Below are 24,516 nucleotides of genomic sequence, written 5' to 3'. Positions count from 1 at the left end.
ACACGGATATTTAAAAGCTGTTCTACGAACGAATGGGTTTGATATCGCTCAGACTCAGCCTGATAAAAAAGGCTGAATAAAAGCGATAGCTTTGTTATAATGAAACTATAGAGATTTCCATCAGTTTCTTGGCATTGCGCCGTTTTATCCATATTAACGAAAGAGGAAAACAAAATGTTTCCAGAATATCGCGATTTAATTTCAAAATTAAAACAAGAAGATGCGCATTTTGCACGATTGTTTGATGAGCATAACGAGCTGGATGACAAAATTACCGGTTTGGTAAACAACCCTGTTACCAGCGGCTCTGAAGAAATCGAAGAGCTGAAAAAAGCTAAATTGAAACTGAAAGACGAGTTGTACGCTCTTCTGCAAAAAGCAGCAGGCAAATAATTCGAGTTTCTCAGGTCGCCTGAAACCGATATCGGGATTTCAGACGACCTTTTTGTTTGCGGATGAAACGTAGGACGGGATAAGGCAAGGGAAGTACAGACAATAAACAGGTGCTGGTTTATTGCATGAATACAAAGCAAATGTCGTCTGAAAACGCTTGCACGTATAGTGGATTAACTTTAAACCAGTACGGCGTTGTCTCGCCTTAGCTCAAAGAGAACGATTCTCTAAGGTGCTGAAGCACCAAGTGAATCGGTTCCGTACTATCTGTACTGTCTGCGGCTTCGTCGCCTTGTCCTGATTTAAATTTAATCCACTATATTATGAACACCAAGTAAAGGTCGTCTGAAAACGCTTGCGCGTATATTTTCAGACGACCTTTTCCATTCCATTTACAGCCATTGTGCTAAGGATTCGGTATCCAAGTCCCATTGCCAGATGCCGTTGTCCGTGCCGTCCAATCCGCGCAGGAAGAGGTATCGGATGGCGATTTTGGGTAACGGTTTGCCGCGCAGTTTGAAATAGCGGGCCACGGCGATGGCGTAGATGAGCGCTTGCAGGTAGTAGTGGTGGTCTGCTACGGCTTCGTTCATGGCTTGTTGCGTATAGGCTTCGGCGCTGTCGCCCAGATGGTTGGATTTGTAATCGATGATGCACACAAGGTCGTCTGAATCTTGGCAGACCATGTCGATGAAGCCGTTGAGAAAACCTTGTACGTCTTGGAAATCTAATCTTTCTGCGGCTTCGATGCATTCCGGCGGCAGTGAACTGTTTTCGCGGGCAAACCAGCGGCGCAGGTCATGGAGTTTGAAGTCTTCGGTGTAGAGGGTAAATCCCATTTCCGGAAGGAGGCGCTCGGGTGGGATTTCAGACAGGCTTTGTGCAACAAGGCGCGTTTTGCGGCAGGTGTCGAGCATTTGTTTGACGGCATCTGTCCAGAGTAGGTCGAAGCCGTAGCGGGTCAAGGTTTCGGCTATCAGGCTGCTTTGGCTTTCGGTGCTTTGGGCAAAGTCGAATTTTTCCAACATTTCATGCAGGCAGACGCCAGCGTTGGCGCCGCGCGGGAAATGGTGGATGTCGGTATTCGGGAGGTCGTCTGAAACGGGGAGGGCGGTTTCAGACGACCTTTCTGTTTCGGCGGCGGTTTCTGCGGGATCGAGTGCGGGTTGTAATTCTTCGCGTTCGTCGTCTCGGGTTTTGACTTGGCGGCTGAGGCCGGTAAAGCTGGTATGCCGGATGAACTGAAATCCGCGGGCGGGGATAACGGCGGCTTGATAGAGGTCGTCTGAAAGATGGCGGTTTTGCGCGGCAGCGGGTTGCGGCGCGTCTTCGGAAAAGCTGAAGTCGGTATGTTCGGGAGGATTTTTGAGGAAACGCAGCCAGTTGTTTTTCAGCATTTGCAGCTCGCCTAGGGCTTTGTTTGCTTTGCGTTCTTGTTCATAAGCTTGGCGGGTAGACACCTGATTGCTGTCGGTGCTGCCTTCAAGCAGGTAGGCGAAAGGGGAATCGGCGGTATCGCCGCAATGGGCGGCATAAAGGACGAGCTGCTCTTCGGCACGGGTCAGCGCGACGTACAGCAGGCGCAGGCGTTCCGCCATTTCTTCGTCGGCAAGGTGGATACGGTCTTCATCGTTGAGTTGCGATTTGGCAAGCAGTTCCGTGGTGTGGTCGGCGGTGTGGAGGATTTGCCAATCGGCGGGCTTCATGTCTTTCGCGTCCCAAACGAAAGGGCAATAGACCAAAGGATATTGCAAACCTTTGGAGGCATGCATGGTGACAATTTTGACCAGTGCTTCGTCGCTTTCAAGCCGTAACAGCCCTGATTCGCCGACAGATCGGTCTTGCGCCAGACTGATTTGGTCGTTGAGCCATTGATGTAGGGCAGCGGGACTGAGGCTTTGTCCTTCTTCTTCGGAGAGACACTCTAAAAGCTGATGGAAATTGGTGAGGCCGCGCTCGTCGCCGCGTGCAAGCAATTCGGTTTCGATGCCGTGCAACGAGGAGAAGTGTTGCAGCGCGGCATAAATCCCGCTTTTCCGCCAAATGGCAACGGATTCGGCGGAGGTGTTTATCCAGTTTAATAATTCGGCTTCGTTGTGGTTGAGTTGATACAAGGCTTGCGCGTCGTAGCCGAACAATGTGCCGGATAAGACGAAGCGCAGCGAGCCGATTTGTCCGGGATTGAGCCAATAATCCAACAGCGCGGCAAGGGCGAGGGCTTCCGGCGTGGTGAAAACCGATTCCCTTGAGAGTAAAACGCTTTGTATGCCGCGCGTTTTCAGCGCTTTTGCTATCATCACGCCTTCGTTAAACGTCCTGACCAAGACGGCAATATCGCCTGAAACGACCGGTCTGTTTTTGAATTTCAGACGACCTTCGGCAGCTTCGTTGAGCGTGTGGGCGATTTCGTCGGCGCAATATTCGGAGGCACGGCGGCGCAAGATGTCTTTGTTGAGCACTTCGTCGTCTTTGCCGTTGAGCCAGCGTATCTGTATGGCGGTTTGGGGCGGCGAAAGCCGGCTTTCGGAACGTGCGGCGCCGACTTCGGTATAGTCTATGCCGTCTAAGACGAAAGGACGGTTTTTGCAGCGGAACAATGCGCCTATGCCGTTAATTAGCTTGGCATGGCTGCGGTAATTGGTCGCCAGCGTGTAGCTGTGTTGCGCGTCTGCTGCGGCTTGCAGATAGGCGTAAATGTCGGCGCCGCGAAAGCTGTAAATGGCTTGTTTCGGGTCTCCGACTAAGAATAAAGGCTTGTTTTGGCTGATGAAGATTTTTCGGAAGATTTCGTATTGCAGCGGGTCGGTGTCTTGAAATTCGTCAATCAAAGCGATTCGCCAGTTTTGAGCTACCGCCTGAGCCAGTGAATCGGCCTGCGGGTTGTCGGTTAATGCGTCGTAAACATCAAGCAGCAAATCGTCGAAACCGCGTTCGCGCTTGGATTTTTTCTGTTCGTTCAGACTGGCATTAAGATGGTCGAGCAGGTCGAGGTGGAGCAGGGTAAGCGTCTCTTCTTCGGCTTGCGCGATGGCAGCCGAATCCGCGCCGAGATTCGCCAATATCTGCAAATCGGCAAAGGCGGCAGCATCGGGAGTATTGCCTTTTTTGACTTTGGACGCTAAAGCTTCTACGGCAAACATGGGCAGCTTTTCTGCCGTCGTTTTGCTAAAAGAAGGAAGGGCATCGGATTGGGAGGCGGAGTGGAGTTCGAGAAAGACGGTCTTGAATGTTTTTTCTTGATAGGATTGCCCATTTAATATCGGACGGATGCGCCAGAATGTTTCTTCCAAAGCGTCCAGTTTGGAACGCACTTTTTCCCATGTTTTCCGAAAGTTTTCCTGCGCGGCGATTAAGTCTGCTTCGGGTCGTCTGAAAACCAAATACGGACGGCTGACGAACTTTTGTATTGCCGCCAACATGGTTTGCGGCGTTTGGCGGCGTTGGAATACCAACTTCGCTAAAACGGGATGATTGACGATGCGGTCGCGCCAAAAATCTTGAGCGGGAATCAGCAGGCGGTCGCGGTTGTCTTCGGTCAACTCAACATCCATAGGCACGCGGCACAAAAATGCATAATCGCGCAAAATGCGTTGGCAGAAGCCGTGAATGGTATAAATCGCGGCGTTGTCGAATTGCCCGATGGCAGCCTTGAGGCGGACAATCAGCCGCGCCCGACTTTCTTGAGCCAATGCCTGTTTGAGCAAACCGGTCAGAAACACATCGCCCGGATGATTGTCTCGGCAGTATGCTTCAAGGTCGTCTGAAAGATTGTCCGTATCCTCCACGCTCTCCAAAGCCTGCAATACTTCGTCCAAACGTGCGCGCAAACGGGTTTTCAATTCCGCCGTTGCCGCCTTGGTAAAAGTAACGGTCAAAATGCTTTCGACCGGCATCTGTTCAAGCACGACCAAGCGCGTGAACAAAGCCGCAATGCCGTAGGTTTTGCCCGTGCCGGCAGAGGCTTCAATCAGATTGGTACCTGCTATGGGGATGCTTAGGGGATCGAATGCTGGAATGGAGGCGTTAGCGGGCATGATAAAAGGAGGGAAGTACGGACAGAAGGCGTAATCATAGCAGAGGTCGTCTGAAAACGGTGGGGAGCTTGGAGTGAAAACGGGCTTTGGCTTGGTTGTATGGCAGGCTTGCGATTTTTGGTTGCGTTCCGTTGGATTTATAGTGGATTAAATTTATGGTGGATTAAAATTGCAATGATACGGCGTTGCTAACGCCCTTATGTACTACCCGTACACGGCGGGCGTTGCCGCCTTGTCTCATTTTTATTTTAATCCACTATAAATCAGGACAAGGCGACGAAGCCGCAGACAATACAGATATTACGGCAAGGCAACGCCGTACTGGTTTAAAGTTAATCCACTATAATTGTTGATATCAGCCCTAAAATAGGGTGAGGCAAACAAAAAAACGGCAGCTTTTAGGCTGCCGTTTTCTTTTGTGCGATTAAGCTTGGTCTTCCGGTTTGTCAGATAACTCTTGGGCTTTAACAGTTGGCTCTTGAGCTGTTTCTGTGGAAGCAGGTTCATGCTGACTGATTGCTTCCGGAGCTTGTGTAGCCTCTTTGGTTTCAGATTGTTCCGGATTGTCCTGGCGCAGATTGTGACTGTAGTCTTTAGGCGGGCTGGGTTGCTTGCCTGCCATAATTTCCAGCACTTGATCGCGGTCTATGGTTTCCCAATCCATCAAGGCTTTACACATAATTTCCATCTTATCGCGGTTTTCATCAAGGATTTTGTAAGCTACTTGATACTGCTCATCCAAGATGCGGCGAATTTCTGCGTCGATTTCTTGTTGGGTTTTTTCGGAAATGTTTTGGGAACGGGTAATGCTGCGTCCCAAGAATACTTCGTCTTCGTTTTCCGTATAAACCATCACGCCCATTTTATCGCTCATGCCGTAACGGGTGACCATCTCGCGCGCCATTTGGGTGGCACGTTCGAAATCGTTGGATGCGCCGGTAGAAATACGGCCGACGAAGATGTCTTCGGCAATGCGTCCGCCAAACAGAATCGACAATTGGCTCAGCATTTGGTCTTTATACATGCTGATACGGTCGCGTTCGGGAAGCTGCCAAGTCAAACCGAGCGCACGGCCGCGCGGCATAATGGTCACTTTGTGAACCGGATCGGTAAACGGCAGACTTTCGGCAACAATTGCATGACCTGCTTCATGGTAGGCAGTCGCACGTTTTTCGTCTTCGTGCATTACCATGCTGCGGCGTTCGGGACCCATATAGATTTTGTCTTTGGCATCTTCAAAATCGCTTTGGTCAACTTTGATTTTGTTGCGGCGGCCTGCAAACAGGGCGGCTTCATTGACCAAGTTGGCCAAATCCGCACCGGAGAAGCCGGGTGTGCCGCGTGCCAATGATGTCAAATCTACGGATTCGTCCAAAGGTACTTTTTTCGCGTGGACTTTCAGGATTTGCTCGCGACCGCGGATATCGGGCAGCGGAACAACAACCTGACGGTCGAAGCGGCCTGGGCGTTGCAATGCCGGATCCAGTACGTCGGGACGGTTGGTTGCGGCGATGACGATAACGGTATGATTGCTTTCAAAACCGTCCATCTCGACCAAAAGTTGGTTCAAGGTTTGTTCACGTTCGTCGTTGCTGCCGCCCAAGCCGGCACCGCGTTGACGGCCGACAGCGTCGATTTCGTCAATGAAAATGATACAAGGGGCGTTTTTCTTCGCTTGTTCAAACATATCGCGCACGCGGCTTGCACCGACGCCGACGAACATTTCAACAAAGTCGGAGCCTGAAATGCTGAAAAACGGCACACCGGCTTCGCCTGCGATGGCTTTTGCCAGCAAAGTTTTACCGGTGCCCGGGCTTCCTGCCAGCAAAATGCCGTGCGGAACGCGACCACCCAAGCTTTGATAGCGGTTGGGGGATTTCAGATAATCAACGATTTCTTGTACTTCTTCTTTTACTTCATCACAACCGGCAACATCGGCAAAGGTAACTTTATTGGTTTCTTTGTCCATCAGGCGGGCGCGGCTTTTACCGAAAGAGAATGCGCCGCCCTTGCCACCGCCGCCGTTCTGCATACGCATGAAGTAGAACCATGCACCAATCAGCAGCAATACCGGCAGCAGGCTGAAAACCAGGCTGGTAAAGATACTCGGTTTTTCTTCAGGGATAACGTTGACGCGGACTTTATTGTCCAAAAGCGTTTTGACCAAATTATCGTCTAAAGGCGCATTGGTGAAGAAAGTGGATTTATCGGTACGTTCGCCTTTGATCAGATAGCCGATGATGGCGGAGCCTTCGATTTTGACGTTGCTCACTTCACCGTTGTTTACCTGTTGGATAAATTGAGAGTATTCGATTTGCTGCTTGTTTTCCTGCTTGCTGGTCAGTGCGTTGAACGCAGCCATCAGACCGACGCACAAAGCGACCCATAACAGGATGGACTTAAAGGTATTCCCCACTTAGCCAGACTCCATGATATTAAGATAAACGAAAGGAAGATTTTAAAACACGCTGCCTGTATTGTCAGCGTTTATTTTTTCCTAATAAATAAATCTCACTGGAACGATTGCGTGATGCTTCGGGCTTGCGCGTCTGCACCGTTCCGAAGATTTCGCGCATGGCTGCCATATATTCCTGATAGCCCGCTCCCTGAAATACCTTCACCAAAAAGCTGCCGCCCGTTTTCAAATGATTGGCGGCAAAATCCAAAGCCAGTTCGCACAAGTAAAAGCTGCGGGCTTGGTCGGTTATGGCGTTACCCGACATATTGGGTGCCATATCGCAAATTACAAGGTCTAGTGGGCGGGCGTCCAGCAGGGTTTCAAATTGCGCTAATACTTCGTCCTCCCTGAAGTCGCCCTGAATAAAAGAAACGCCTTCTATTTCATCCATAGGCAGGATATCCAATGCGAACACGCGCCCTGAATTGCCGACCAGTTTTGCCGCTACTTGCGACCAGCTGCCCGGCGCGCTGCCTAAATCCGCCAAAACCGTGCCGGGTTTGATTAATTTGTCTTTTTCGTTGATTTCCAGCAGTTTATATGCGGCGCGGGCACGATAGCCGTCTTTTTGCGCCATGTGGACGTAATGATCGTTGACGTGTTCGTGAAGCCAGGCTTTTGATGATTTTGAACGTACTGCCATAATTTATTTAATGATTTAGAGAAACGCCGTATTGTACGTTATTTTCCCCCGAGATTGCGCCAAATCGCGTACAATGCCGCATTATTCTTTCTTTTCAAGCACTAGAACATGACTGACAATAAATTAAGCACTAAAGAAATTTTGGAATTGAAAGCCCGCGCCCATCACCTTCATCCTGTTGTAATGGTGGGACAGCAAGGTTTGACCGAGTCCGTTATCAAAGAAACCGATGCCGCCCTGACGGCGCATGAGTTAATCAAAGTCCGTGTATTCGGCGACGACCGCGCCGAGCGCGTTGAAATTTGCAATGCATTGTGCGAAGCCGTCGATGCGCAACTGGTTCAGCATATCGGCAAACTGTTGGTGTTGTGGCGTAAAAACTTGGAGGTTTGATTCTTCAAGAGCATATTCAGACATCTTAAGGACAGATGTACAAAAGGTCGTCTGAAAATATTTATGACTCTTACCAAGTGTTTTTGTTATGCGCTCGTAAAATCAGGAAAATCGATAAACTCTCTGAGATTGATTACTGTCAATGGGAACATACCCGCAGTTTTTAAAGCTGCGGATTGGCTATACTAACGATAGGAGCACATCATGAAAGCATTATCTGTTGCACTGGTTTTATTGACTTTGGCAGGCTGTCACAATACTTGGAACGGCGTTCGGGAAGATGGTTCACGCATTATCGGGCGTTCTGTCAGCGGTATTGGACACGGTATCGGTAAGGCAGGTCAGGCATTGGAACGTACCGGCAGCAGAATCGACAACCGCCAACAAGTACAGCCTCAAATGTCCGGACAGAATCAATATCCCTACCCGGCGCAGAACCAATATCCTGAGCAGAATCAATACCAATACTAAGTCTTTTTTTAATGCCGACCCCGATTACATGGTTTGTAGTCGGGGTTTTGGTTTTTCAGACGACCTTTATCCTGTATGATTCGGGATTGGCAATGAAATGGGCATATCTTTAGCCGTCTTCTTACTTATAGTGGATTAACTTTAAACCAGTACGGCGTTGCCTCGCCTTAGCTCAAAGAGAACGATTCTCTAAGGTGCTGAAGCACCAAGTGAATCGGTTCCGTACTATCTGTACTGTCTGCGGCTTCGTCGCCTTATCCTGATTTAAATTTAATCCACTATCTATTTATAACAATATGAAAAATCTCATTTTCTGGCTTGCGCTGTTGGCTGCGGCTTTCGGTTTTTTTTATTATCAGCAAAACCATAGAATTTCTCAGGACGAACTGATTCATGCTGAGTCGCCGCATGACAGGTCTTCCGTGTCTTCATTCGGCGGATTGGCTTACCTGAATTTTTTGCGTGCAGGCGCGGGGCTGCCGACTTTGGCGTATTCGTCGGTTTTAGAAAAGTCCGCCCGCAATCATGCGCGTTATTTGTTGCAGAACCCCGAAGACGGTCATGACGAACGTCATCGCAGCAATCCGTTTTTTACCGGTTACCGCCCGAATGAACGCGCCCGCAAGGTCGGTTATCTTTATGATGGCGTACATGAAAATATCACCACCGGTTTTTATCCGTATCCTGAAGATATGGATACCAATTTGCCGGTTCAGCAGCAGATTGACGGTTTGATGACCGCTATTTATCACCGCTTCTCTCTGTTGGAACAAGGCATTGATGAAGCCGGTGCGGCATTTGAGCATCGTGATGGGCGGATATCGGTTGCCATCAATCAGGGAAATCATCAGTTTAATTTTTATTGCGGTTTAGGCAGGGTTTATCCTGAACCGGGGCGGCGTTATTATCAAAATGCCTGCAACAACAATGCCATTGTTTATGCGGACGAAGTCAAGGCGCAACGCGAGTTCTTATATGTCGTTTATCCGCAAGGTGATTTTGCCATGCCGGATTTTCACGGCGAACGCCCCGATCCCATGCCGGGACACGAATTTACCGGCAATCCGGTCAGTATCGCTTTTTCGGAATCTGCCGGAAAAATCAAAATGCGGTCGTTCAAGCTTTATCAGGGCAAATCCGAGATAGAGAAGGTCAAGGTGTTGACGGCAAGCAATGATCCGAATCAAACGTTTTCTGATCGTCAATTTGCCTTATTTCCTTTATTGCCTTTGGAATACGATACCGCGTATCGTGCCGTATTCGAGTATGAGCGCAATGGCAAATCTGAAAAAGCCGAATGGACTTTCCGAACGAAAAAGCCTGATTATCCTTACTTTATCGTTAAAGGCGGAGAAAAATTGGCAGTTGAATCGGGTAAGAAATATTTCATTCATTGGAAGGATTTTTGGTGTCAGCGGGAATGCGAGGAGTATGTTTACCGCCAACGTGGCAAAGCGAAACTCGAAGTCATGGAGCGTCAGATCGGCGGTATGGTGGTACGGGTTACCGGAGACAAAGGCGATGATGTCCGGTTAACGCCGAAAGAAGAAAATGATAAGGCGGTCTTACTTTATATCTGGCAATAGCAATCAAGGTCGTCTGAAACACAAACAGGTTTTCAGACGACCTTCTTTCATACGCAACAAGACAAAGCAGGGTAGGGCAAGATACTTTATTGTTTGGGTGAACCGTAAAACTGTTAGAATAGCGGAAATTTTATTTCTTGTTTCTCAAACAATGATCCGCCATCCGAAAATTGCCGCCCATACGCGTTATGCCTTTATCTGTATCGGACTGATGATGCTTTCTTTCCTGATATATGTGGTTTTGGCAGTGTTTGATTTGGGCTTGGATATGTCGATGCGGATTGCGCTGATCCGTTTTTCGCTCATTTTAATCTTGCTGTTTGCGTTTTTGGGCGGCGTTTTTCAATCCGGGTAGCGGTGCTGCGAAAGAAAATGGGGGTATGACATGAACCAAGTTGATAACAACATTCCTGAAGAAATCCGTTTGCAACATGACCGATCGGCTTTGGTTTTGGTTTATCGCGGCGAACGCAAAACCCTTCCTGCCGAATTTCTCCGCGTTTATTCTCCAAGCGCCGAAGTGCGCGGACATGGCGCGGGACAAGATGTCTTGCAGACGGGTAAAGCAGAAGTCACGATTTCTGATTTAGACCCTGTCGGTCAGTATGCGCTCAAAATTACTTTTTCAGACGGTCATAATAGCGGTTTGTATGACTGGGCTTATCTTTACAAATTGGCTTACGATTATGATGTGCTTTGGCAGGATTATCTCCGCAGGTTAAAAGAAGCCGGAGCTTCCAGAATACCGAGTGCCGCCGACCTTATTGCCGGTAAAAAGCATTCCTGCGGCAGCGGCGGTTGTGGCGGGCATCATTGATTACTGAGCGTGTTTGTTCTTTTTGAAGCGGCATTGTGACGGACAGCAGGATGTCGGCAAAGCAGCTCTGTTCCTCGCTTGAAAAAATATATCAGCCTGTCTGATGTCAAACAGAATCGGCTGGAAAGATACGGTCTTGAGGGTACAATGCCACTGCACGGGCGAGTTGCGTTGTTACCTGAATAAAAAAGATTATTTAGCCATCCATTTGATAGACTACGCTAAGCCGGTCCGCAAAAAGCATATCGTGAATGATGATAAAAACACCATCACCTTCAGAGATGAAATTTCAGCATTCGGCATAGCCATGAACAAATTGAAAGACAGGTTTGCCTCTCAATGATTAAACTTTCAGACGACCCCTAGAGCAAGGTCGTCTGAAAATCGAAATACCGTTTGAACCATATTGATTTCAGATTATTTTAGGAAAGCACCTCTATGAGCGACCACAAAACCCATTTCGGTTTCACTACCGTAAACGAAGAAGAAAAGGCAGGTAAAGTGGCCGAAGTGTTCCATTCCGTAGCCAAAAACTACGACATCATGAACGATGTCATGTCTGCCGGCCTGCACCGCGTTTGGAAACATTTCACCATCAATACCGCCCGTCTGAAAAAGGGCGATAAAGTGCTGGATATCGCCGGCGGTACCGGCGACCTGTCGCGCGGCTGGGCCAAGCGTGTGGGCAAAGAGGGCGAAGTGTGGCTGACCGACATCAACTCATCCATGCTGACAGTGGGCAGAGACAGACTGCTGAATGAAGGTTTGATTCTGCCCGTATCGCTGGCCGATGCCGAAAAATTGCCGTTTCCCGACAACTATTTCAACTTGGTTTCCGTTGCTTTCGGTTTGCGCAACATGACCCACAAAGATGCCGCGCTCAAAGAAATGTACCGTGTGCTCAAACCGGGCGGAACGCTCTTGGTGTTGGAATTTTCCAAAGTCTACAAACCACTGGAAGGCGCATACGATTTGTATTCCTTCAAACTGCTGCCGGTCATGGGCAAACTCATTGCCAAAGACGCAGACAGCTATCAATATCTGGCAGAATCCATCCGCATGCACCCCGATCAGGAAACATTGAAACAAATGATGCTGGATGCCGGTTTCGACAGCGTTGATTACCATAATATGAGCGCAGGCATCGTAGCCTTACATAAAGGTGTGAAATTCTGATGCCCGAATCGGCTGACCTATCTGTCTGATGCCCATAGCCTATTCCAAAGTATCGGGCTTATTTTGATGGCTGAAAAAGGTCGTCTGAAAACCGATTGATAAGTTTGAACTGCACCCCAAAAGTTGGACATCCCCTCCAACTCACAAGGTGCAGTTTTTTTATGAGCAAATATACATTACACTTCAAATACCAAGCCGTACTCCACTACCTGCATATACGCAGCCAACAGCGTACCGCAGACCACTACGGCATTTCCCGAACCCACCTGAGACGATGGATACGCGCCTATCAAGAAGGCGGTATCGGCGCACTCGAACATCCCCAATCCAAAACCATGCCCCAACACCGCAAAAACCCCTTCATCGCCGACAAACCCGACCAAGAAAAAACGCAGGCAGAGCTTATCGAAGAGTTGTGCTATATGCGCGCAGAGGTCGCCTACCTAAAGGAGTTAAAAGCCCTCAGCCAAAAACAGACCGAAAAGGACAAAGCCAAACCGTCCAAACACTGAGGGCGCAACACCCGCTCAAATACCTGCTGCACATCGCAAACCTGCCCAAAAGCAGCTTTTACTACCATCACCAAGACCGACCCGATCCCGACGCAGCCGACAAAGCACTCCTTGTCGAAACCTACCGGCGGCATAAAGGACGCTACGGACAAAGGCGCATTGCCGCCGCATTAGATTGGAACCGCAAAAAAGTGGCGCGGTTGATGAAGCAGTTGGAACTGAAAGCCCTCATACGGGCGAAAAAAGCCTACCGCCATCCCGCCATGGGCGAGATATCGGAGCACCTCCTCAAACGCCTATTCAAAGCTGAAAAGCCCAACGAAAAATGGCTGACCGACGTTACCGAACTCAAAGGAAAGGACGGCAAACTGTACCTCTCGCCAATCTTGGACTTGTTCAACCGCGAGATCGTCGCCTACGCCATGAGCCGCAGAGCCGACAGCGAAATGGTGAAGGAAATGCTCGAAAAAGCCGCCCCCCGTCTGACTGATAAAGGAACGATGCTTCATTCGGACCAAGGTGTGCTGTACCGTACGGCGGGGTATAGGGAATTGCTTGCGGAGCATTCCATGGTTCAAAGCATGTCGCGAAAGGCGAACTGTTGGGACAATGCGCCGATGGAAAGCTTCTTTGCGGTGTTGAAGACGGAGTGTTTCTATAACGCAGGTGAATTGACGGTAGATGAATTGATGAAGCAGATAGATGACTATATGGATTACTACAACCGGGAGCGTTGCAGTTTGAAATTGAAAAAGCTGAGTCCTGTCGCATACAGAACCCAGCTTGCACAGAGCGCCTGAATAGGCTTTTATGAGCGTCCAAGATTTGGGGGCCAGTTCAGTTTTCAGACGACCTTTGTTGTAAGAAATCTCTGAGTTGTACTGATATATAGCTGCCTGAAGGCGGCTGGCAAACAGACGGCGGCATGACTTCACTTTACCGCCCGTTTCAACACACAGCCGCCCGAAGGCGGATGAATCCAGATATGCGCGGTTCTGCGACTGAGCCGATGTTTCAACACACAGCCGCCTAAAGGCGGCTGGAATAGTCGAAATTCTTGCCTTCGATTTGTCCGTTGTTTCAACATACAGCCGCCTAAAGGCGGCTGGGCGGCGCGCCCTTGATGGTGTAAGAGTACGCAGGTTTCAACACACAGCCGCCTAAAGGCGGCTGGTTTTGATGCATTGGGATTCGTTGCCTTTATCCCTGTTTCAACACACAGCCGCCTAAAGGCGGCTGGTTTTGATGCATTGGGATTCGTTGCCTTTATCCCTGTTTCAACACACAGCCGCCTAAAGGCGGCTGCTGTTTCTTAACCCATTCAAGATAACGGTCGGCTGTTTCAACACACAGCCGCCTAAAGGCGGCTGAGCCTCTCTCAAAAGCCTTGCTCCATCAGGTTTCGCAGCCCTGATTTCGCTAAGCTCCTAAGAAAAGCGTGAACGCGAGTATAACACAGCCTTTTCTGTTACACCCGCATTCACAATATCCTGATTGTTAAAGAACAATCCCAGTTCGCCAACCTTGCAGCATTTTCATGAGAACTGTAGGTTGGCGATTCACACAATCAACGTATCCTTGAACACATCCACCGCTGGCTTCGCGCCGTGGTGTTCCACTTTGCGCCGCCATTTGCTGCCCAGATGGTAAAAGCGCAGGCTGTCGGTTTCGGGGTTGTAGGTTTTCAAGAGTTTGTCTTTTAAAACAACCCACTGGTCGGGCGCGATGTCGCATTCGAACACTGAATACTGCACACGCACGCCATAGTCCAAACACAATTTCGCCACGCGCCGCAGTCTTGCCTGTCCTTCCGCGTCCTCCAGCGAAATATCGTAAGTAATCAGCATCAGCATTTTATATTCCCATGTGCAGGCTGCTTTAGAGGTCGTCTGAAAACGTCCGACCTGTTTTCAGGCAGCCTGCAAACCTATCTCATCAAAAATGGCGGATATCCCGCTAAATCCCCGCGCAAATGGCGTGCTAACAGCATTGCCTGAATATATACGGCAACAGCCCGATTTCCACTTCCTCCCCAAAAAACGGATGAACGATTTTTTCCTGCTTTTTCGCCTGCAAAGCTTGGAACAACAGCTTACGCGCCTCGGCTTTCAGGTTTACCGCACCGCTTGCCTCGGTAACAAGATCCTGCGGTTTGATTTGCCCGCGGTTAATCAAGGAAAGCACCCACCATGCGCGGAATTCTTCCAAAATATCTTGCGCCAAACTGTCGCGCCCCGGTCGGTCGGCGTGCAGAAAGCCCACCTGAGGACCGAGCCCCACGCCTTGCAGCGCGCCGCTAATGTCCTTGCCCAAGATGCTGTACACAAACGACAGTAGCGCGTTCACCCCGTCTCTGGGCGGACGGCGGTTGCGCCCGTCAAAAGAAAAGCCGCTTTTTTCGCTCAAAAGCTGCCCGAATACGCCAAAATAATGCGCCGCCGCATCGCCCTCAATGCCGCGTACCACGTCCAGCTCCGCCGCGCCCTTCAACTGCCGCAGCGAAATATTCAAAGCATTGACCGCACTTTGAATCGCCGCATTTTCGCCATAATTACGAATCTGCCGCTGAAGCACCCGCTTACTCGCCTGAATCTTCGCCGCGATGATATTGCGCGCAATCGGCACGGGATTTTGCTCCGACACCCGATACTGCGCCCGACGCAGCAGCACATTGCCGCTCTGCCGCCCCTGAAGCCGCCCCAAGAAACGTCCGTTTTCGGTAAAAAACGCCAAATTCACATTATTTTCACCGCAAAACCCCAACAAAAACGGCGACACCAGCACATTCCCGAAACAGAAAATATGCCCGATGGAATGCACCGGCAACTGCGCTACCTTCTTACGCTCCTGCTCCACCACCAGCGTCTCCCGCTCTTTGTGCAAATAACTGCCTTGGGTGGTGATGTAGAGCGTGTTTTGCAGTTTGCGCATGGGAAACTCCTTGGGTTTTGAACGCACTTTTAAGTGTGATAGTTGGACTGCCTGAAAATTATTGGTAGCTAATCACTGCAATAATTTCAAATTTAGTTTTCTCGTTTCAATTTTCTAATCCATGTATCCCAAGATTCTAAAGTAATAGGTATAGTGTGTGATCTTTCAAACTTATGCCTTTCCAAACTTTCTTTTTGGTCATCTTGTGTTCTACCTCCAATAATTACTGTTCGAATTTTAATTTCTTTATTTGGATCTACTTGTAGTTTTCCTTCCGCCCCCACTAAGTAATTTTTAAATGAGGATTTTCCATTTTCAGCTTCATTTCTAAAAATATGACATTGCTTTCTGAAACTAGACATGTTCTCGTAATAGGCTACGTGTAATCTGTCTCGTATTTGCTGGTGAGCTTTCGAAATATCTGCGTGAGGTTGGCAATATCCATTTTGATTAAATAAATTGAAATTCGCTCCTTTTATTTCAATTAATATTACATCCATTCGACTCCGACCTGTAAATACAACAAAATCTATAGAACCATTTTTATCTTTTGAACCATTTTCAATTGGAAACTCGGAAAATACAATATATTCATCTTCAGGATTAGAATATACCTCTCCAAAAAATGATAAATCTTGCTTTAGAAAAGCTAGAAGATCTTGCTCTATACATTTACTTTCAATTAATTTGATAAGATCATTTTTAGATTTCATTTGTTTTTCAATTGATAACTTTCTTTGAATAAAAGAGTTACTCTTTTGATATGGCGAATCAATCCACGGATTTCTTTTGAATCTAATGCTATCAGCTTGCTTTAATATTCTTTCATTTTTCGATGATCTATCATTTTTTAAGTCAGTAAAATCATCATTACCAATAAGGTTTTCAACTTCAATTTTACTCAACTGATTCCACTTGGGTTTCTTATTTTCAATAAATACCATATCAAAGGTATCATGAAACAATATATCGTTATCTCGTTCATAATGTTCTATAAAAACATGCTCATTAAATCCTCTATCTAAAATTAGTTTATCGATAATAAATTCAACAGCATTCGTAACAGATTGGCCATCATTTTTATCCAATTCAGTTAAAAAAGTAACGGGTTTACTGTCTTTCGTTACGTATGTACGTACTCGACATAAGCCTCCAGTTCCATTAAATGATGGTTTACCAAAATCAAAAACAAAATCTAATATCTTCATAATATGAATCTCCTATTTTTTATTCCCCAAACAACTTCTCCACATACCCCACACTCCTATCCCATTTCCCCAGCAGCTCCGGCTGGCAAATTTCCACCAGCGAGCAGGCTTTGCAGCGTTTACCGTAGTCAGGCGGCGGAGTTTGTCCGCTGTTTAAGAGTTCGCGCACGGCGGCGATGGTGGCGAGTGTTTGGGCGCGCAGGTCGTCTGAAAACACGACGGGGACGCGGTGGCGGATCTTCATATACCACAGCGCACCCTCAGAGACGGTTTGCCCCGTCATTTCTTCCAAGCACAAGCCTTGGGCGCAGAGCTGGATTTCGTCCATCGAGTCAGGTTTGGGCTTGCCGCGTTTGTATTCCACAGGTTTCAGGCTGCCTGTTTTCGTGTCCACTTCCACCAAATCCAACACGCCGCTAATGCCCAGTTTCTCCGCCGACACATGCACCGTCCGCTCAAAACGCACGCCCTTACGCGTTTCGGGCTCGCCCGAATCCACTCGCTCATGCAGCGCCTTGCCCTGCGCGGTCAAATAGTTCTCCGCCCACGCCTGCTCGTTGTGAATCAATGCACATTGGCGCGGGCAGAAGGCGTAATGTTGCAGGGCGGAAAGGGGAATCAAGCGCGTGTCCTGATTTTCCCTTTGGGTTTCGGTTGAAAGTGCGGTCATCTTTTCAAGTGTTTTTTAAAGTAACTCTTCCACGCTTACGCCATTCAGGCCGTCTGAAACCACGCTGATGTTGTAATCGCCAAAACCGCTTGCGGGCGTACCTGATTCGCCGTTTACGCGTTCAACTTTCACGGCATCAAACAATTTATGTGCAGGCTGGCTGCCGAGCGCGCTGTCGTGTTTGAAAACAATCAATTTGCGCGCCGCCATTTCGCCACGGGCGGCAGAGCGGTCGTGTTCAAACATCAACGTCAGTGCTTGCCAGAGCTTGGCTAAGTCATCGTCTGAAAAACCGGTTTTGGCGGCAAGGTTGGCGGAGATAAAGCCATGCACGCGGTAAAGCGCGTAAGGAACGATGTATTTGCGCCCCATAGTGCGTTCTTTTTCCAAGTCTTTTTCGTTGGTTACCGCCATGCGGGTGATGGAAACTTCCAGCGGCACAATCGGGTCGATGGATTGGGCAAACGCCAGTTGTACCGGGCCGCGCACCTGTCCGCTGTTGACTTCGGTGGTCATCACGGCACCAAAAGTGCGGATATCGAAGAAGTTTTTGCACATCCAGGCGGTAATGTCGCGGGCTTTGGCTTCGTCTTTTGGCAATTTTTTGGCCTCAGATTCAATGCCAAGTGCTTCATAAGCGCGTTTGTTTTGCAGGTTTAACACGCTCTTTTCTTTGACGTAGATTTCGTAACCGGCTTCGTTTTCACTGCTGATTTCGACAAAATTACGAATTTTGCGTTTCAGGCAGACATCGGTTACCAAGCCTTTACTGGATTCGGGGTCAAGACGCGGCATATTGCCCGCATCGGGGTCGCCGTTGGGGTTGCCGTTGGTTACGTCAAAAAAGTAAACAAATTCATAGCGGTTTTGAATGGCAGACATTTTCTGGCTCCTTAGTTTTCAATGGTTTCAGCGGTTTCTTTTTTAGCAAAATAGCTTTGTTTTTGATGGTAATAGCCGATGGCAAAGCGGCCTTGCTCGTCAATGCTCAAATGGCGCGGAAAGGTTTCGGGCAGTTTAGCAATGATTTCGCCCAAATCTTTATCCAAATTCACCGCCATGCCGGCTTTGTCTTTACGCAAGCGCGACAAATGGTGTTTTGCACCCGACAAAAGGCGCGGAAAAACCGAAAACGGCACGGCGGATGCAGAGCCGTAATAGCGGTCGGCGATGCCGGCATTTAATTCGCCCAACGCCTGATATTGAATGCGCTCTAACACGGCAAACAGCCGCCCTAAAAGATAGGCGCGATTCGGGCTTTCATTGTTCAAACTCATAGGAACTCCTTCTTCGATAAAACCTTTTCTAAAACGCCGCTCTAATACGGCTTTCATCATTGCCACGCGCAGACCGTTCACGTCGCCGTCGGCACGGATTCGGGTAATCAGTTGCGACAGTAAACTCAAGGGATACTGCGTGCCGCAAATCACGGCGCGAGTCATCTCACCTGCCAACACGGGCGAGATATTTTCGCTTTTGCCCAATACGGCAGTTTGCAATAAGAGTCGCCAAATAGACGGCGGCGTTTTCCATGCGCAAGGCTCAAGGGCTAAATCTTGCCAATGCTGCGCCAAATTTTCCGCCAACTGCCCAAACGTGGTATCCAGCCAAAACCGAACGGAAATCCGTGCGGCATTGGGGGCAAGCCCTAAGATATAAAAACGGGTATTGGGAGAGAGTTCGGGTGCAATTTCTTGCAGCGGACGGCCTTTGTTACTTATTTGTTTCAATACGTTGAAAACTTTGGCGCTTTCTTGTTCATCATCCGGCGGCGTGAACACTTGCGCGAAGAAGCCCTCGGCAGCCTGCGCCGTTGCGCTATCATCCGCTTCCGCCCAAAAGACCGTGCTGGCATCGCCGATGGTCAGACAGTGATTATTTTCGCGGCGCAACAGATAGTTCAGCGCGGTGGTGTAGGCAAAGGCGGATTGTTCGGAAACGGGCGCATTTGCGCCTTGCTCCTTGCCAAAAGAAGCAAAGGCTTCTTTGTTGAACGAAATAATCGAACCGCCGGAGCTTTGCCCGCCAAACACGCCTTTAATCGCCGGATGCAGCCGCGCAATCGGGGCGGTGTCGCCGCTAATCAGGCACAAACCCTCGAGTGCTTCATCGCTTTTCAGGCAGCCCGCCCACAAGGTTTGTGCGGCTTCGCGTTTATGGATAAGTGCGGTCGGTTTTTCAAGAGAAAATGCGATGTTGGCATCGAGCATTTCAGCTGGCAGATTTTCGGCAGCGAAATGTGCAGGCTGCCAGTTTTGCAGAAAACGGCACAAGGCCTGCAAGCCTTCATCTTCGCTGTTTTGCAGTAAATCGAGATGGTATTGCTTAAAGGCGTCAAAAGTTTTTTCAGACGACGTAAACGGTTTTTCTTTGGCTTCGGCTTTGTTTTTATTGGCTTCCACGCCAAGCGCGTAAGAAGTTTTATCCCACAGAAAAAATGGCTTGGGTGTAGTACCAGGGCGTTTGAAAGATTGAGGCACGCTCATCAGCTTCGGCTGCGGCTTTTTATCGGCGGTCAGATTCGGCACAACGGTTTTCAGACGACCTTCTTTATCCAATACCAAAATCCAGCCGATTTTCTCCTCGCTAAAGCCATAAGGCGGTACTTTCGGGTTGCCCATTTCATCGTTTTCCGCTGCCAAACGGCGGTAATAGCGGGCAAGGGACGCAAGAATCATGCTTTTACCTCCTCGGCGTAAAACGGCGGCACATCAATCACGCCGTCTTTCATTTGTGCGCGGAAAAAATGCGGCGTGTTGCCGTGGTCAAAATCAATATCGTGCAGCATCCAGCCCAAATCGCGGTTTGCCTCGCTTTCCGATAATACCGGCAGCGGCAGCGGTTCACCCTCGTCAATCAAGGCAAAATCGGCAGGAAATTCACGCACGCCCAAACAAGGCTGCTGAAAGCATTGCCCCTTTTTCGCACGGCGTTTGAACATTTCAATATGCTTGGTAACGGTCTCATCCGCCCCCGCTTTTGCCGTCAGCACCGCATGAGCTTCAATCACATAAGCCACATCTTTAAGCACCGTCGCCGCGCGCTGCTGGCGGTCGTCTTCAATCAGCGTATATAAATCGGCAACGCTCTTGCGCTTCATCGCGCCGCTGACCTTACCCGCCGAAATCTTGCCGCCCAACTCATTGCGCCGCACCGACTCAAACCGAATCGGTTTCAACACATAAATGCGGTCAATCACCCACCGAATCGCCGGTTTCCAGTGCACCGCCGCCAAAATCCCGCGCGCCGCCGACGGCGTGATGACATCATAAGACACCCGCTCCACCTTCATCTCCGGACGGGTAAAACAGGCATAATCGCCCCAAATGTGTAGGCGGATTTGATTTGCCATATAAACTCCTTAACACACAGCCGCCCGAAGGCGGCTGATTTTTACTTTCAACTATCTACTTTAGTTTCAACCCACACAGCCCGTAGGCTGCGTATACACTAGTTTTTTTTCAGACGGCCTATCTCTAAATTTATCTGTAGTTCGATATAAGTTAGATGCCTGTTACTTAGTATGTTCAAGTTTTTTGTTTTTCACTAAATTTTTACTCTCCTATTAGTTATTCTTGTGTTCTAACAAGCCCATTTCAAACAAAAATCTTGAAGGCTCTTTATGCCACCCGTTGTACTTCTGACTATAGCTCAATGTCAGGGTTTGCATCGTTCTTGTAATCGCTACAAAGCAGTTTCGACGTTCTTCCTGCATTTCCCGACTGTTATCGCCTGCTTTTTTACTCTGAAAAGATGGCAGTTGATCTTCAGCTATGCCGACTAAATACACATGCTGGAACTCCATGCCTTTTGAACTGTGAATCGTCAAGCATCGCACAGCGCTTGATGGTGCCTCTGGTGTCTTGTTTGCTAACGCAAGTTCTTGCAGGAACTGTCCCAAAGACAATGAGTAAGCATCATTCTCACCACCCATATCATCACGAAGAATTTTCTGCCATACAGCTCTCTCTGCCTCATACTCGGCGTACTGCTCATTACCGTCGTCTTCACTCTCCTTCTCTACAGTATCAAAGTAGGATAGTGTTAATTGAACAAATTGGGCGTACTGTCCCTGAACAAGCGATTGAACAGCTTGACACAGCTCTTGTGGCACCGCATTGCTAGTAGTAACCAACACTCCAAGCGCTTCTAATTGATCTCCATTAAGTACAGTCGAAAATTCAGCCAAATTCTCACTGCTAATTTCTTGCTTTACACAGTCGGAAAGTGCTTTTGTGACTGTCGCAGCTAAGTCTTTGTCAGACCGAACTAACGCCAGTTTCAATGCCGACACCAAAAACCTAAATGGTGCACTTTCAAATTGAGATTTTCGTCGCTGTATGTGAGTTTCAATTGACAGCTTGCTTAGTGCCTGCTGTACTCGCTCCAAGAGTTTGGTGGTACGCGCCAAGATCACAATGTCTGATGGATGCACGCTATTCCGCAACCGTGCAGCCACATGCTCTGCGACCCCATTGGCTTCCTGCTGCTCATCGTCAAATGAAAGCAATTCGATTGGGTTGGAATCAGTGCCTACCCTCATCGAAAGTAAAGGCCTCTTATCCGGTGAGCGTTCACTATTATGCAAGATGAGTGAATTCGCCAATTCAACTACTTCAGACGGGCATCGGTAGTTTTCTGGCAACTGAATGGTGGTCAGATCGTAGTGTTCCTCCAACTCCTTCACTCGTTTTGGACTGGCACCATTCCATTGGTAAATGACTTGATCGTCATCCCCAACGATAAAAATATTGGAATTCTTATCTGGCGCAATAGCAAGAAGTATTCTGAACTGTGCTACATTGGTATCTTGGAACTCATCTACGCAAATATACCGATACACCGTCCGTAGCTGTTTACTGACACGCGGTCTTGCTCTTAATAGCTCTTCGCAAAAATAAAGGATTGCCCCGTAATCTAAGCAGTTTTGCTGCTTCAAGCTCTCTTTGTATTGGACAAAAAGTAACTGTAGTTGTCTTCCCGCTTCCTCGTCTTTCAATAGCGTGAGCACTTGTTCATCAGACACTACATTTCTGAGCAGAAAATCTATTGCTGCCATCGCCTTTTCTGCTGAAACAAATTTCGTAAATTCCCCCCCCTCCAGTACTGATTTAACAATGCCGACACGCTCAGCATCTTCCAAAATTTCAAAATCCGGGCTCAGATTAAAATGACTACCATGCTGACGTAGAATATCAGTAGCAAAAGAATGGAAAGTCGTCAGCAATGCCCGTTCTTTCGCATCAGGCACCAGACTCAAAAGGCGCTCCCGCATTTCCGCAGCAGCCTTGCGTGTAAACGTCAAACATAGAATGCGGAAAGATTCATCTCTCCCTTGCTCAATCAGTCGAGCAACACGTGCGGTTAATGTTGCAGTCTTGCCTGACCCTGGCCCAGCTAGAACAAGCATCGGCCCTTCATTCCACTGAGCAGCAACAAGTTGATTAGGGTTTAGTTTTTTCAAGTAATCCATCACTGTCTCCTTGCTAGCGCAACTGCTTTCATGACCGCTCCAGCTAGTGCTTTTGGAACTGAACCTACACCACGCTCACGCATGGCCTCGACTACTGCATAAGCGGCACTCGGTTTGTCCGGGATGCACTGAATAATCTGGTCTGCATATTCAGGGGCACCTTGAGAAGCGGTTAGTTTCACGGCCTTCTTTGCTGGCACTGCAATACTCTCGTAAACATCTAAAAAACCATGATTAGCTAAATACGGCTCTATTGATGATGCTCCGGTCAACACAGATATGTGACGATCTTTGCGTTTAGGCATATCCGGAATACGATTTTGCGCTTTACTTGCATCCACAAGCCCTTGCGAATCGGCGTCCGTCAGGCAGTGCCAAGAAATACCGAGAGCATTGGCTGCTTTCAAAAAGTAGTCAATATCGCCTAATCGGTATTCAATACAGCGAACTCCCTCCTGCGCAAGATCTAACCCCAGCACCTCCGCCACACCTGAAAATAAAATGGCTTCCGTTTCACCCTCTCCCAATAGCCAACATCGCGCAAAAAATAGTTCGCCACGTGCCCGGCGTATCAGAAAATCAAATTTCCGTTGCTCACGTGGATTTAATAAATCGGGGGCAATGCTTCCCACCTTTACCAATCCCCGAGACTTGTAAATTCGACGGATTGCTGTCAAATCAACTTCCGACAAAAGGTCTCCTGAATGAGTCGCAATCAACTTCTGTCCATCAATATCATTGATCGTTTTCCATAGTGCCCGCACAGCATTTGGGTGCAAGTGAGCTTCAGGCTCCTCTAGCGCAACAATGGGCTTAGACTCCTGCACACCTTGCTTGCGAGCAAGTTCAGACTTTAAAAAAGCATCAAAGAGCATCAAAACGGTTAGACTCTGTGTACCTTCGCCATGTCTGCCAATAGGTAATCGCGCACCTGTAGTTGACGAGATACTGACTTGGGTGCGATTGAGTATATCGAAAATTCTTGCAGGTACTGCATCAACACTAACCACATCTTGCTTCCCTAGGGCGACGAGTTCCTGTACCTTGTTCAAATGCTCACGCACATCTTTAAAGGTGCCGTGAGCTTCTATAATTTTGGCATTTATTTTTTCAAGTTGTTCTTCAATATCAGCCTTGGTAGGCTCATCTATCTGGGAGTTTTTGACAAAGGGCGACCAAAACTGTGAAGTTCGAGAAAACTCTCTACCTGCATCACGCAGTGCAGACAAATAGAACAGCGGCCGTAACTGTTGCAAGCTACCTAAACGACTACGATTCTTTGTATTTAGTGGATTACCTGCTGCATCAAGGAAATCAAAAGTAGTATCAATATCCTGAGTAGCCATAGAGTATTCAGCATTCACACGCAATTGAACACGACCTCTATCATCTGGTGGTATGAAAGAAATTACTCCTCCATCACCACCTAGCTTTTGTTCCACTTTATCAGACCACTCGCCAGGCTTTGATTCTTCAAAAGTTAATATAATTTCAATTTTTGGGGCTGTTGTAGGATCTGCTGTCTGACTATCAAAGTGAAAATCAAATTCATCAAAAGGAGTTGAACGACCTGAATTTTTTAATGTCTGTAGGCAGGCACGTAACGCATGCAGTACTGTGGTTTTCCCACAATTATTTTCCCCAATCAATACTGTTGTTGGTGCTAGATCAAGATCAAGATTCTTAATACCACGATAATTGCTAATTTGAATTTTAGTTAAAAGCATTACATCATTTCCCATTCAATCCAG

The 24,516-nt window shown here is 48.3% G+C and carries 20 protein-coding genes, 1 pseudogene and 1 CRISPR repeat array; of the genes and pseudogenes, 9 read left to right on the top strand and 12 right to left on the bottom strand.

Features of this window, described 5'->3' with window-relative positions; genetic code table 11:
• The first annotated feature begins 174 nt into the window (after nt 1-174).
• Nucleotides 175-393, top strand: a complete 219-nt coding sequence (locus MON40_RS08940) for an HP1242/YdcH family protein (protein ID WP_003760086.1) — start codon at nt 175-177, stop codon at nt 391-393.
• 392 nt (nt 394-785) lie between these two features.
• On the opposite strand, the gene recB is transcribed toward MON40_RS08940, so the two are convergent.
• From recB to MON40_RS08925, 3 genes are all read right to left on the bottom strand, one after another.
• The gene (recB, locus tag MON40_RS08935) at nt 786-4,427 is read right to left on the bottom strand and encodes an exodeoxyribonuclease V subunit beta (RefSeq protein ID WP_003777749.1); all 3,642 of its coding nucleotides are present in this window, start codon (nt 4,425-4,427) and stop codon (nt 786-788) included.
• A 424-nt stretch (nt 4,428-4,851) separates the two neighbouring features.
• Complete coding sequence (ftsH, locus tag MON40_RS08930; protein WP_003777751.1) at nt 4,852-6,843, bottom strand: ATP-dependent zinc metalloprotease FtsH; 1,992 nt, start codon at nt 6,841-6,843, stop codon at nt 4,852-4,854.
• A 64-nt stretch (nt 6,844-6,907) separates the two neighbouring features.
• Nucleotides 6,908-7,528 (bottom strand): RlmE family RNA methyltransferase, encoded by a 621-nt coding sequence (locus tag MON40_RS08925; protein WP_003777754.1) that lies wholly within the window; start codon nt 7,526-7,528, stop codon nt 6,908-6,910.
• 108 nt (nt 7,529-7,636) lie between these two features.
• Here MON40_RS08925 and yhbY point away from each other — a divergent pair, with 108 nt between their 5' ends.
• The 8 genes from yhbY (at nt 7,637) to MON40_RS08885 (ending at nt 13,283) form a co-directional block, all read left to right on the top strand.
• Nucleotides 7,637-7,921: a ribosome assembly RNA-binding protein YhbY gene (gene yhbY / locus MON40_RS08920; protein WP_003760073.1), complete on the top strand. Its 285-nt coding sequence runs from the start codon at nt 7,637-7,639 to the stop codon at nt 7,919-7,921.
• Between the two features lie 204 nt (nt 7,922-8,125).
• Nucleotides 8,126-8,392 carry a hypothetical protein gene (locus tag MON40_RS08915; RefSeq protein WP_003760069.1) on the top strand — a complete coding sequence of 89 codons (267 nt, stop codon included), beginning with the start codon at nt 8,126-8,128 and terminating at the stop codon, nt 8,390-8,392.
• 296 nt (nt 8,393-8,688) lie between these two features.
• Entirely contained in the window at nt 8,689-9,978 is a 1,290-nt protein-coding gene (locus MON40_RS08910) for a CAP domain-containing protein (protein WP_242925877.1), read from the top strand.
• A gap of 97 nt (nt 9,979-10,075) precedes the next feature.
• Nucleotides 10,076-10,333 (top strand): cytochrome b6, encoded by a 258-nt coding sequence (locus MON40_RS08905; RefSeq protein WP_242925876.1) that lies wholly within the window; start codon nt 10,076-10,078, stop codon nt 10,331-10,333.
• A gap of 30 nt (nt 10,334-10,363) precedes the next feature.
• On the top strand, nt 10,364-10,795 hold the full coding sequence (locus MON40_RS08900) for a gamma-butyrobetaine hydroxylase family protein (protein ID WP_003777759.1): 432 nt from the start codon (nt 10,364-10,366) through the stop codon (nt 10,793-10,795).
• 438 nt (nt 10,796-11,233) lie between these two features.
• Entirely contained in the window at nt 11,234-11,971 is a 738-nt protein-coding gene (ubiE, locus tag MON40_RS08895) for a bifunctional demethylmenaquinone methyltransferase/2-methoxy-6-polyprenyl-1,4-benzoquinol methylase UbiE (protein ID WP_003760056.1), read from the top strand.
• Between the two features lie 161 nt (nt 11,972-12,132).
• Nucleotides 12,133-12,483 (top strand): helix-turn-helix domain-containing protein, encoded by a 351-nt coding sequence (locus MON40_RS08890; RefSeq protein WP_003756443.1) that lies wholly within the window; start codon nt 12,133-12,135, stop codon nt 12,481-12,483.
• Nucleotides 12,387-13,283 carry an IS3 family transposase gene (locus MON40_RS08885; protein ID WP_242925875.1) on the top strand — a complete coding sequence of 299 codons (897 nt, stop codon included), beginning with the start codon at nt 12,387-12,389 and terminating at the stop codon, nt 13,281-13,283. Before MON40_RS08890 ends, MON40_RS08885 begins: the two co-directional genes overlap by 97 nt.
• 143 nt (nt 13,284-13,426) lie before the next feature.
• Nucleotides 13,427-13,853: a CRISPR direct-repeat array (repeat unit 33 nt; unit sequence CTGTTTCAACACACAGCCGCCTAAAGGCGGCTG).
• A 189-nt stretch (nt 13,854-14,042) separates the two neighbouring features.
• Here the strand turns inward: MON40_RS08885 and cas2 are convergent.
• From cas2 to MON40_RS08840, 9 genes and pseudogenes are all read right to left on the bottom strand, one after another.
• Nucleotides 14,043-14,336 carry a CRISPR-associated endonuclease Cas2 gene (gene cas2, locus MON40_RS08880; RefSeq protein WP_003685729.1) on the bottom strand — a complete coding sequence of 98 codons (294 nt, stop codon included), beginning with the start codon at nt 14,334-14,336 and terminating at the stop codon, nt 14,043-14,045.
• Nucleotides 14,337-14,410: 74 nt separating this feature from the next.
• Nucleotides 14,411-15,414, bottom strand: a pseudogene (cas1c, locus tag MON40_RS08875) (type I-C CRISPR-associated endonuclease Cas1c).
• 92 nt (nt 15,415-15,506) lie between these two features.
• Entirely contained in the window at nt 15,507-16,622 is a 1,116-nt protein-coding gene (locus MON40_RS08870) for a Shedu immune nuclease family protein (protein WP_242925874.1), read from the bottom strand.
• 19 nt (nt 16,623-16,641) lie between these two features.
• Entirely contained in the window at nt 16,642-17,292 is a 651-nt protein-coding gene (gene cas4 / locus MON40_RS08865; protein ID WP_003777772.1) for a CRISPR-associated protein Cas4, read from the bottom strand.
• Nucleotides 17,293-17,307: 15 nt separating this feature from the next.
• Nucleotides 17,308-18,174 carry a type I-C CRISPR-associated protein Cas7/Csd2 gene (cas7c, locus tag MON40_RS08860; protein WP_003777774.1) on the bottom strand — a complete coding sequence of 289 codons (867 nt, stop codon included), beginning with the start codon at nt 18,172-18,174 and terminating at the stop codon, nt 17,308-17,310.
• An 11-nt stretch (nt 18,175-18,185) separates the two neighbouring features.
• Nucleotides 18,186-19,970 (bottom strand): type I-C CRISPR-associated protein Cas8c/Csd1, encoded by a 1,785-nt coding sequence (gene cas8c / locus MON40_RS08855; RefSeq protein ID WP_003777776.1) that lies wholly within the window; start codon nt 19,968-19,970, stop codon nt 18,186-18,188.
• The gene (cas5c, locus tag MON40_RS08850; RefSeq protein ID WP_003777778.1) at nt 19,967-20,644 is read right to left on the bottom strand and encodes a type I-C CRISPR-associated protein Cas5c; all 678 of its coding nucleotides are present in this window, start codon (nt 20,642-20,644) and stop codon (nt 19,967-19,969) included. The genes cas8c and cas5c overlap by 4 nt, the downstream gene beginning before the upstream one ends.
• Before the next feature lie 213 nt (nt 20,645-20,857).
• Nucleotides 20,858-22,765, bottom strand: a complete 1,908-nt coding sequence (locus MON40_RS08845) for an ATP-dependent helicase (RefSeq protein ID WP_242925873.1) — start codon at nt 22,763-22,765, stop codon at nt 20,858-20,860.
• Complete coding sequence (locus MON40_RS08840) at nt 22,765-24,507, bottom strand: ATP-dependent nuclease (RefSeq protein ID WP_003777784.1); 1,743 nt, start codon at nt 24,505-24,507, stop codon at nt 22,765-22,767. Before MON40_RS08840 ends, MON40_RS08845 begins: the two co-directional genes overlap by 1 nt.
• Nucleotides 24,508-24,516: the final 9 nt, after the last annotated feature.

It is taken from the genome of Neisseria macacae ATCC 33926 (assembly GCF_022749495.1).
Classification (GTDB): Bacteria; Pseudomonadota; Gammaproteobacteria; order Burkholderiales; family Neisseriaceae; genus Neisseria; species Neisseria macacae.
This window is presented reverse-complemented; position numbering and strand designations above follow the sequence as displayed.

Coding starts and splice junctions, on each gene's coding strand:
- MON40_RS08940 (WP_003760086.1), top strand. CDS start 175: ATGTTTCCAGAATATCGCGATTTAATTTCAAAATTAAAACAAGAAGAT.
- recB (WP_003777749.1), bottom strand. CDS start 4,427: ATGCCCGCTAACGCCTCCATTCCAGCATTCGATCCCCTAAGCATCCCC.
- MON40_RS08925 (WP_003777754.1), bottom strand. CDS start 7,528: ATGGCAGTACGTTCAAAATCATCAAAAGCCTGGCTTCACGAACACGTC.
- yhbY (WP_003760073.1), top strand. CDS start 7,637: ATGACTGACAATAAATTAAGCACTAAAGAAATTTTGGAATTGAAAGCC.
- MON40_RS08915 (WP_003760069.1), top strand. CDS start 8,126: ATGAAAGCATTATCTGTTGCACTGGTTTTATTGACTTTGGCAGGCTGT.
- MON40_RS08910 (WP_242925877.1), top strand. CDS start 8,689: ATGAAAAATCTCATTTTCTGGCTTGCGCTGTTGGCTGCGGCTTTCGGT.
- MON40_RS08900 (WP_003777759.1), top strand. CDS start 10,364: ATGAACCAAGTTGATAACAACATTCCTGAAGAAATCCGTTTGCAACAT.
- ubiE (WP_003760056.1), top strand. CDS start 11,234: ATGAGCGACCACAAAACCCATTTCGGTTTCACTACCGTAAACGAAGAA.
- MON40_RS08890 (WP_003756443.1), top strand. CDS start 12,133: ATGAGCAAATATACATTACACTTCAAATACCAAGCCGTACTCCACTAC.
- cas2 (WP_003685729.1), bottom strand. CDS start 14,336: ATGCTGATGCTGATTACTTACGATATTTCGCTGGAGGACGCGGAAGGA.
- MON40_RS08870 (WP_242925874.1), bottom strand. CDS start 16,622: ATGAAGATATTAGATTTTGTTTTTGATTTTGGTAAACCATCATTTAAT.
- cas4 (WP_003777772.1), bottom strand. CDS start 17,292: ATGACCGCACTTTCAACCGAAACCCAAAGGGAAAATCAGGACACGCGC.
- cas7c (WP_003777774.1), bottom strand. CDS start 18,174: ATGTCTGCCATTCAAAACCGCTATGAATTTGTTTACTTTTTTGACGTA.
- cas8c (WP_003777776.1), bottom strand. CDS start 19,970: ATGATTCTTGCGTCCCTTGCCCGCTATTACCGCCGTTTGGCAGCGGAA.
- cas5c (WP_003777778.1), bottom strand. CDS start 20,644: ATGGCAAATCAAATCCGCCTACACATTTGGGGCGATTATGCCTGTTTT.
- MON40_RS08845 (WP_242925873.1), bottom strand. CDS start 22,765: ATGGATTACTTGAAAAAACTAAACCCTAATCAACTTGTTGCTGCTCAG.
- MON40_RS08840 (WP_003777784.1), bottom strand. CDS start 24,507: ATGGGAAATGATGTAATGCTTTTAACTAAAATTCAAATTAGCAATTAT.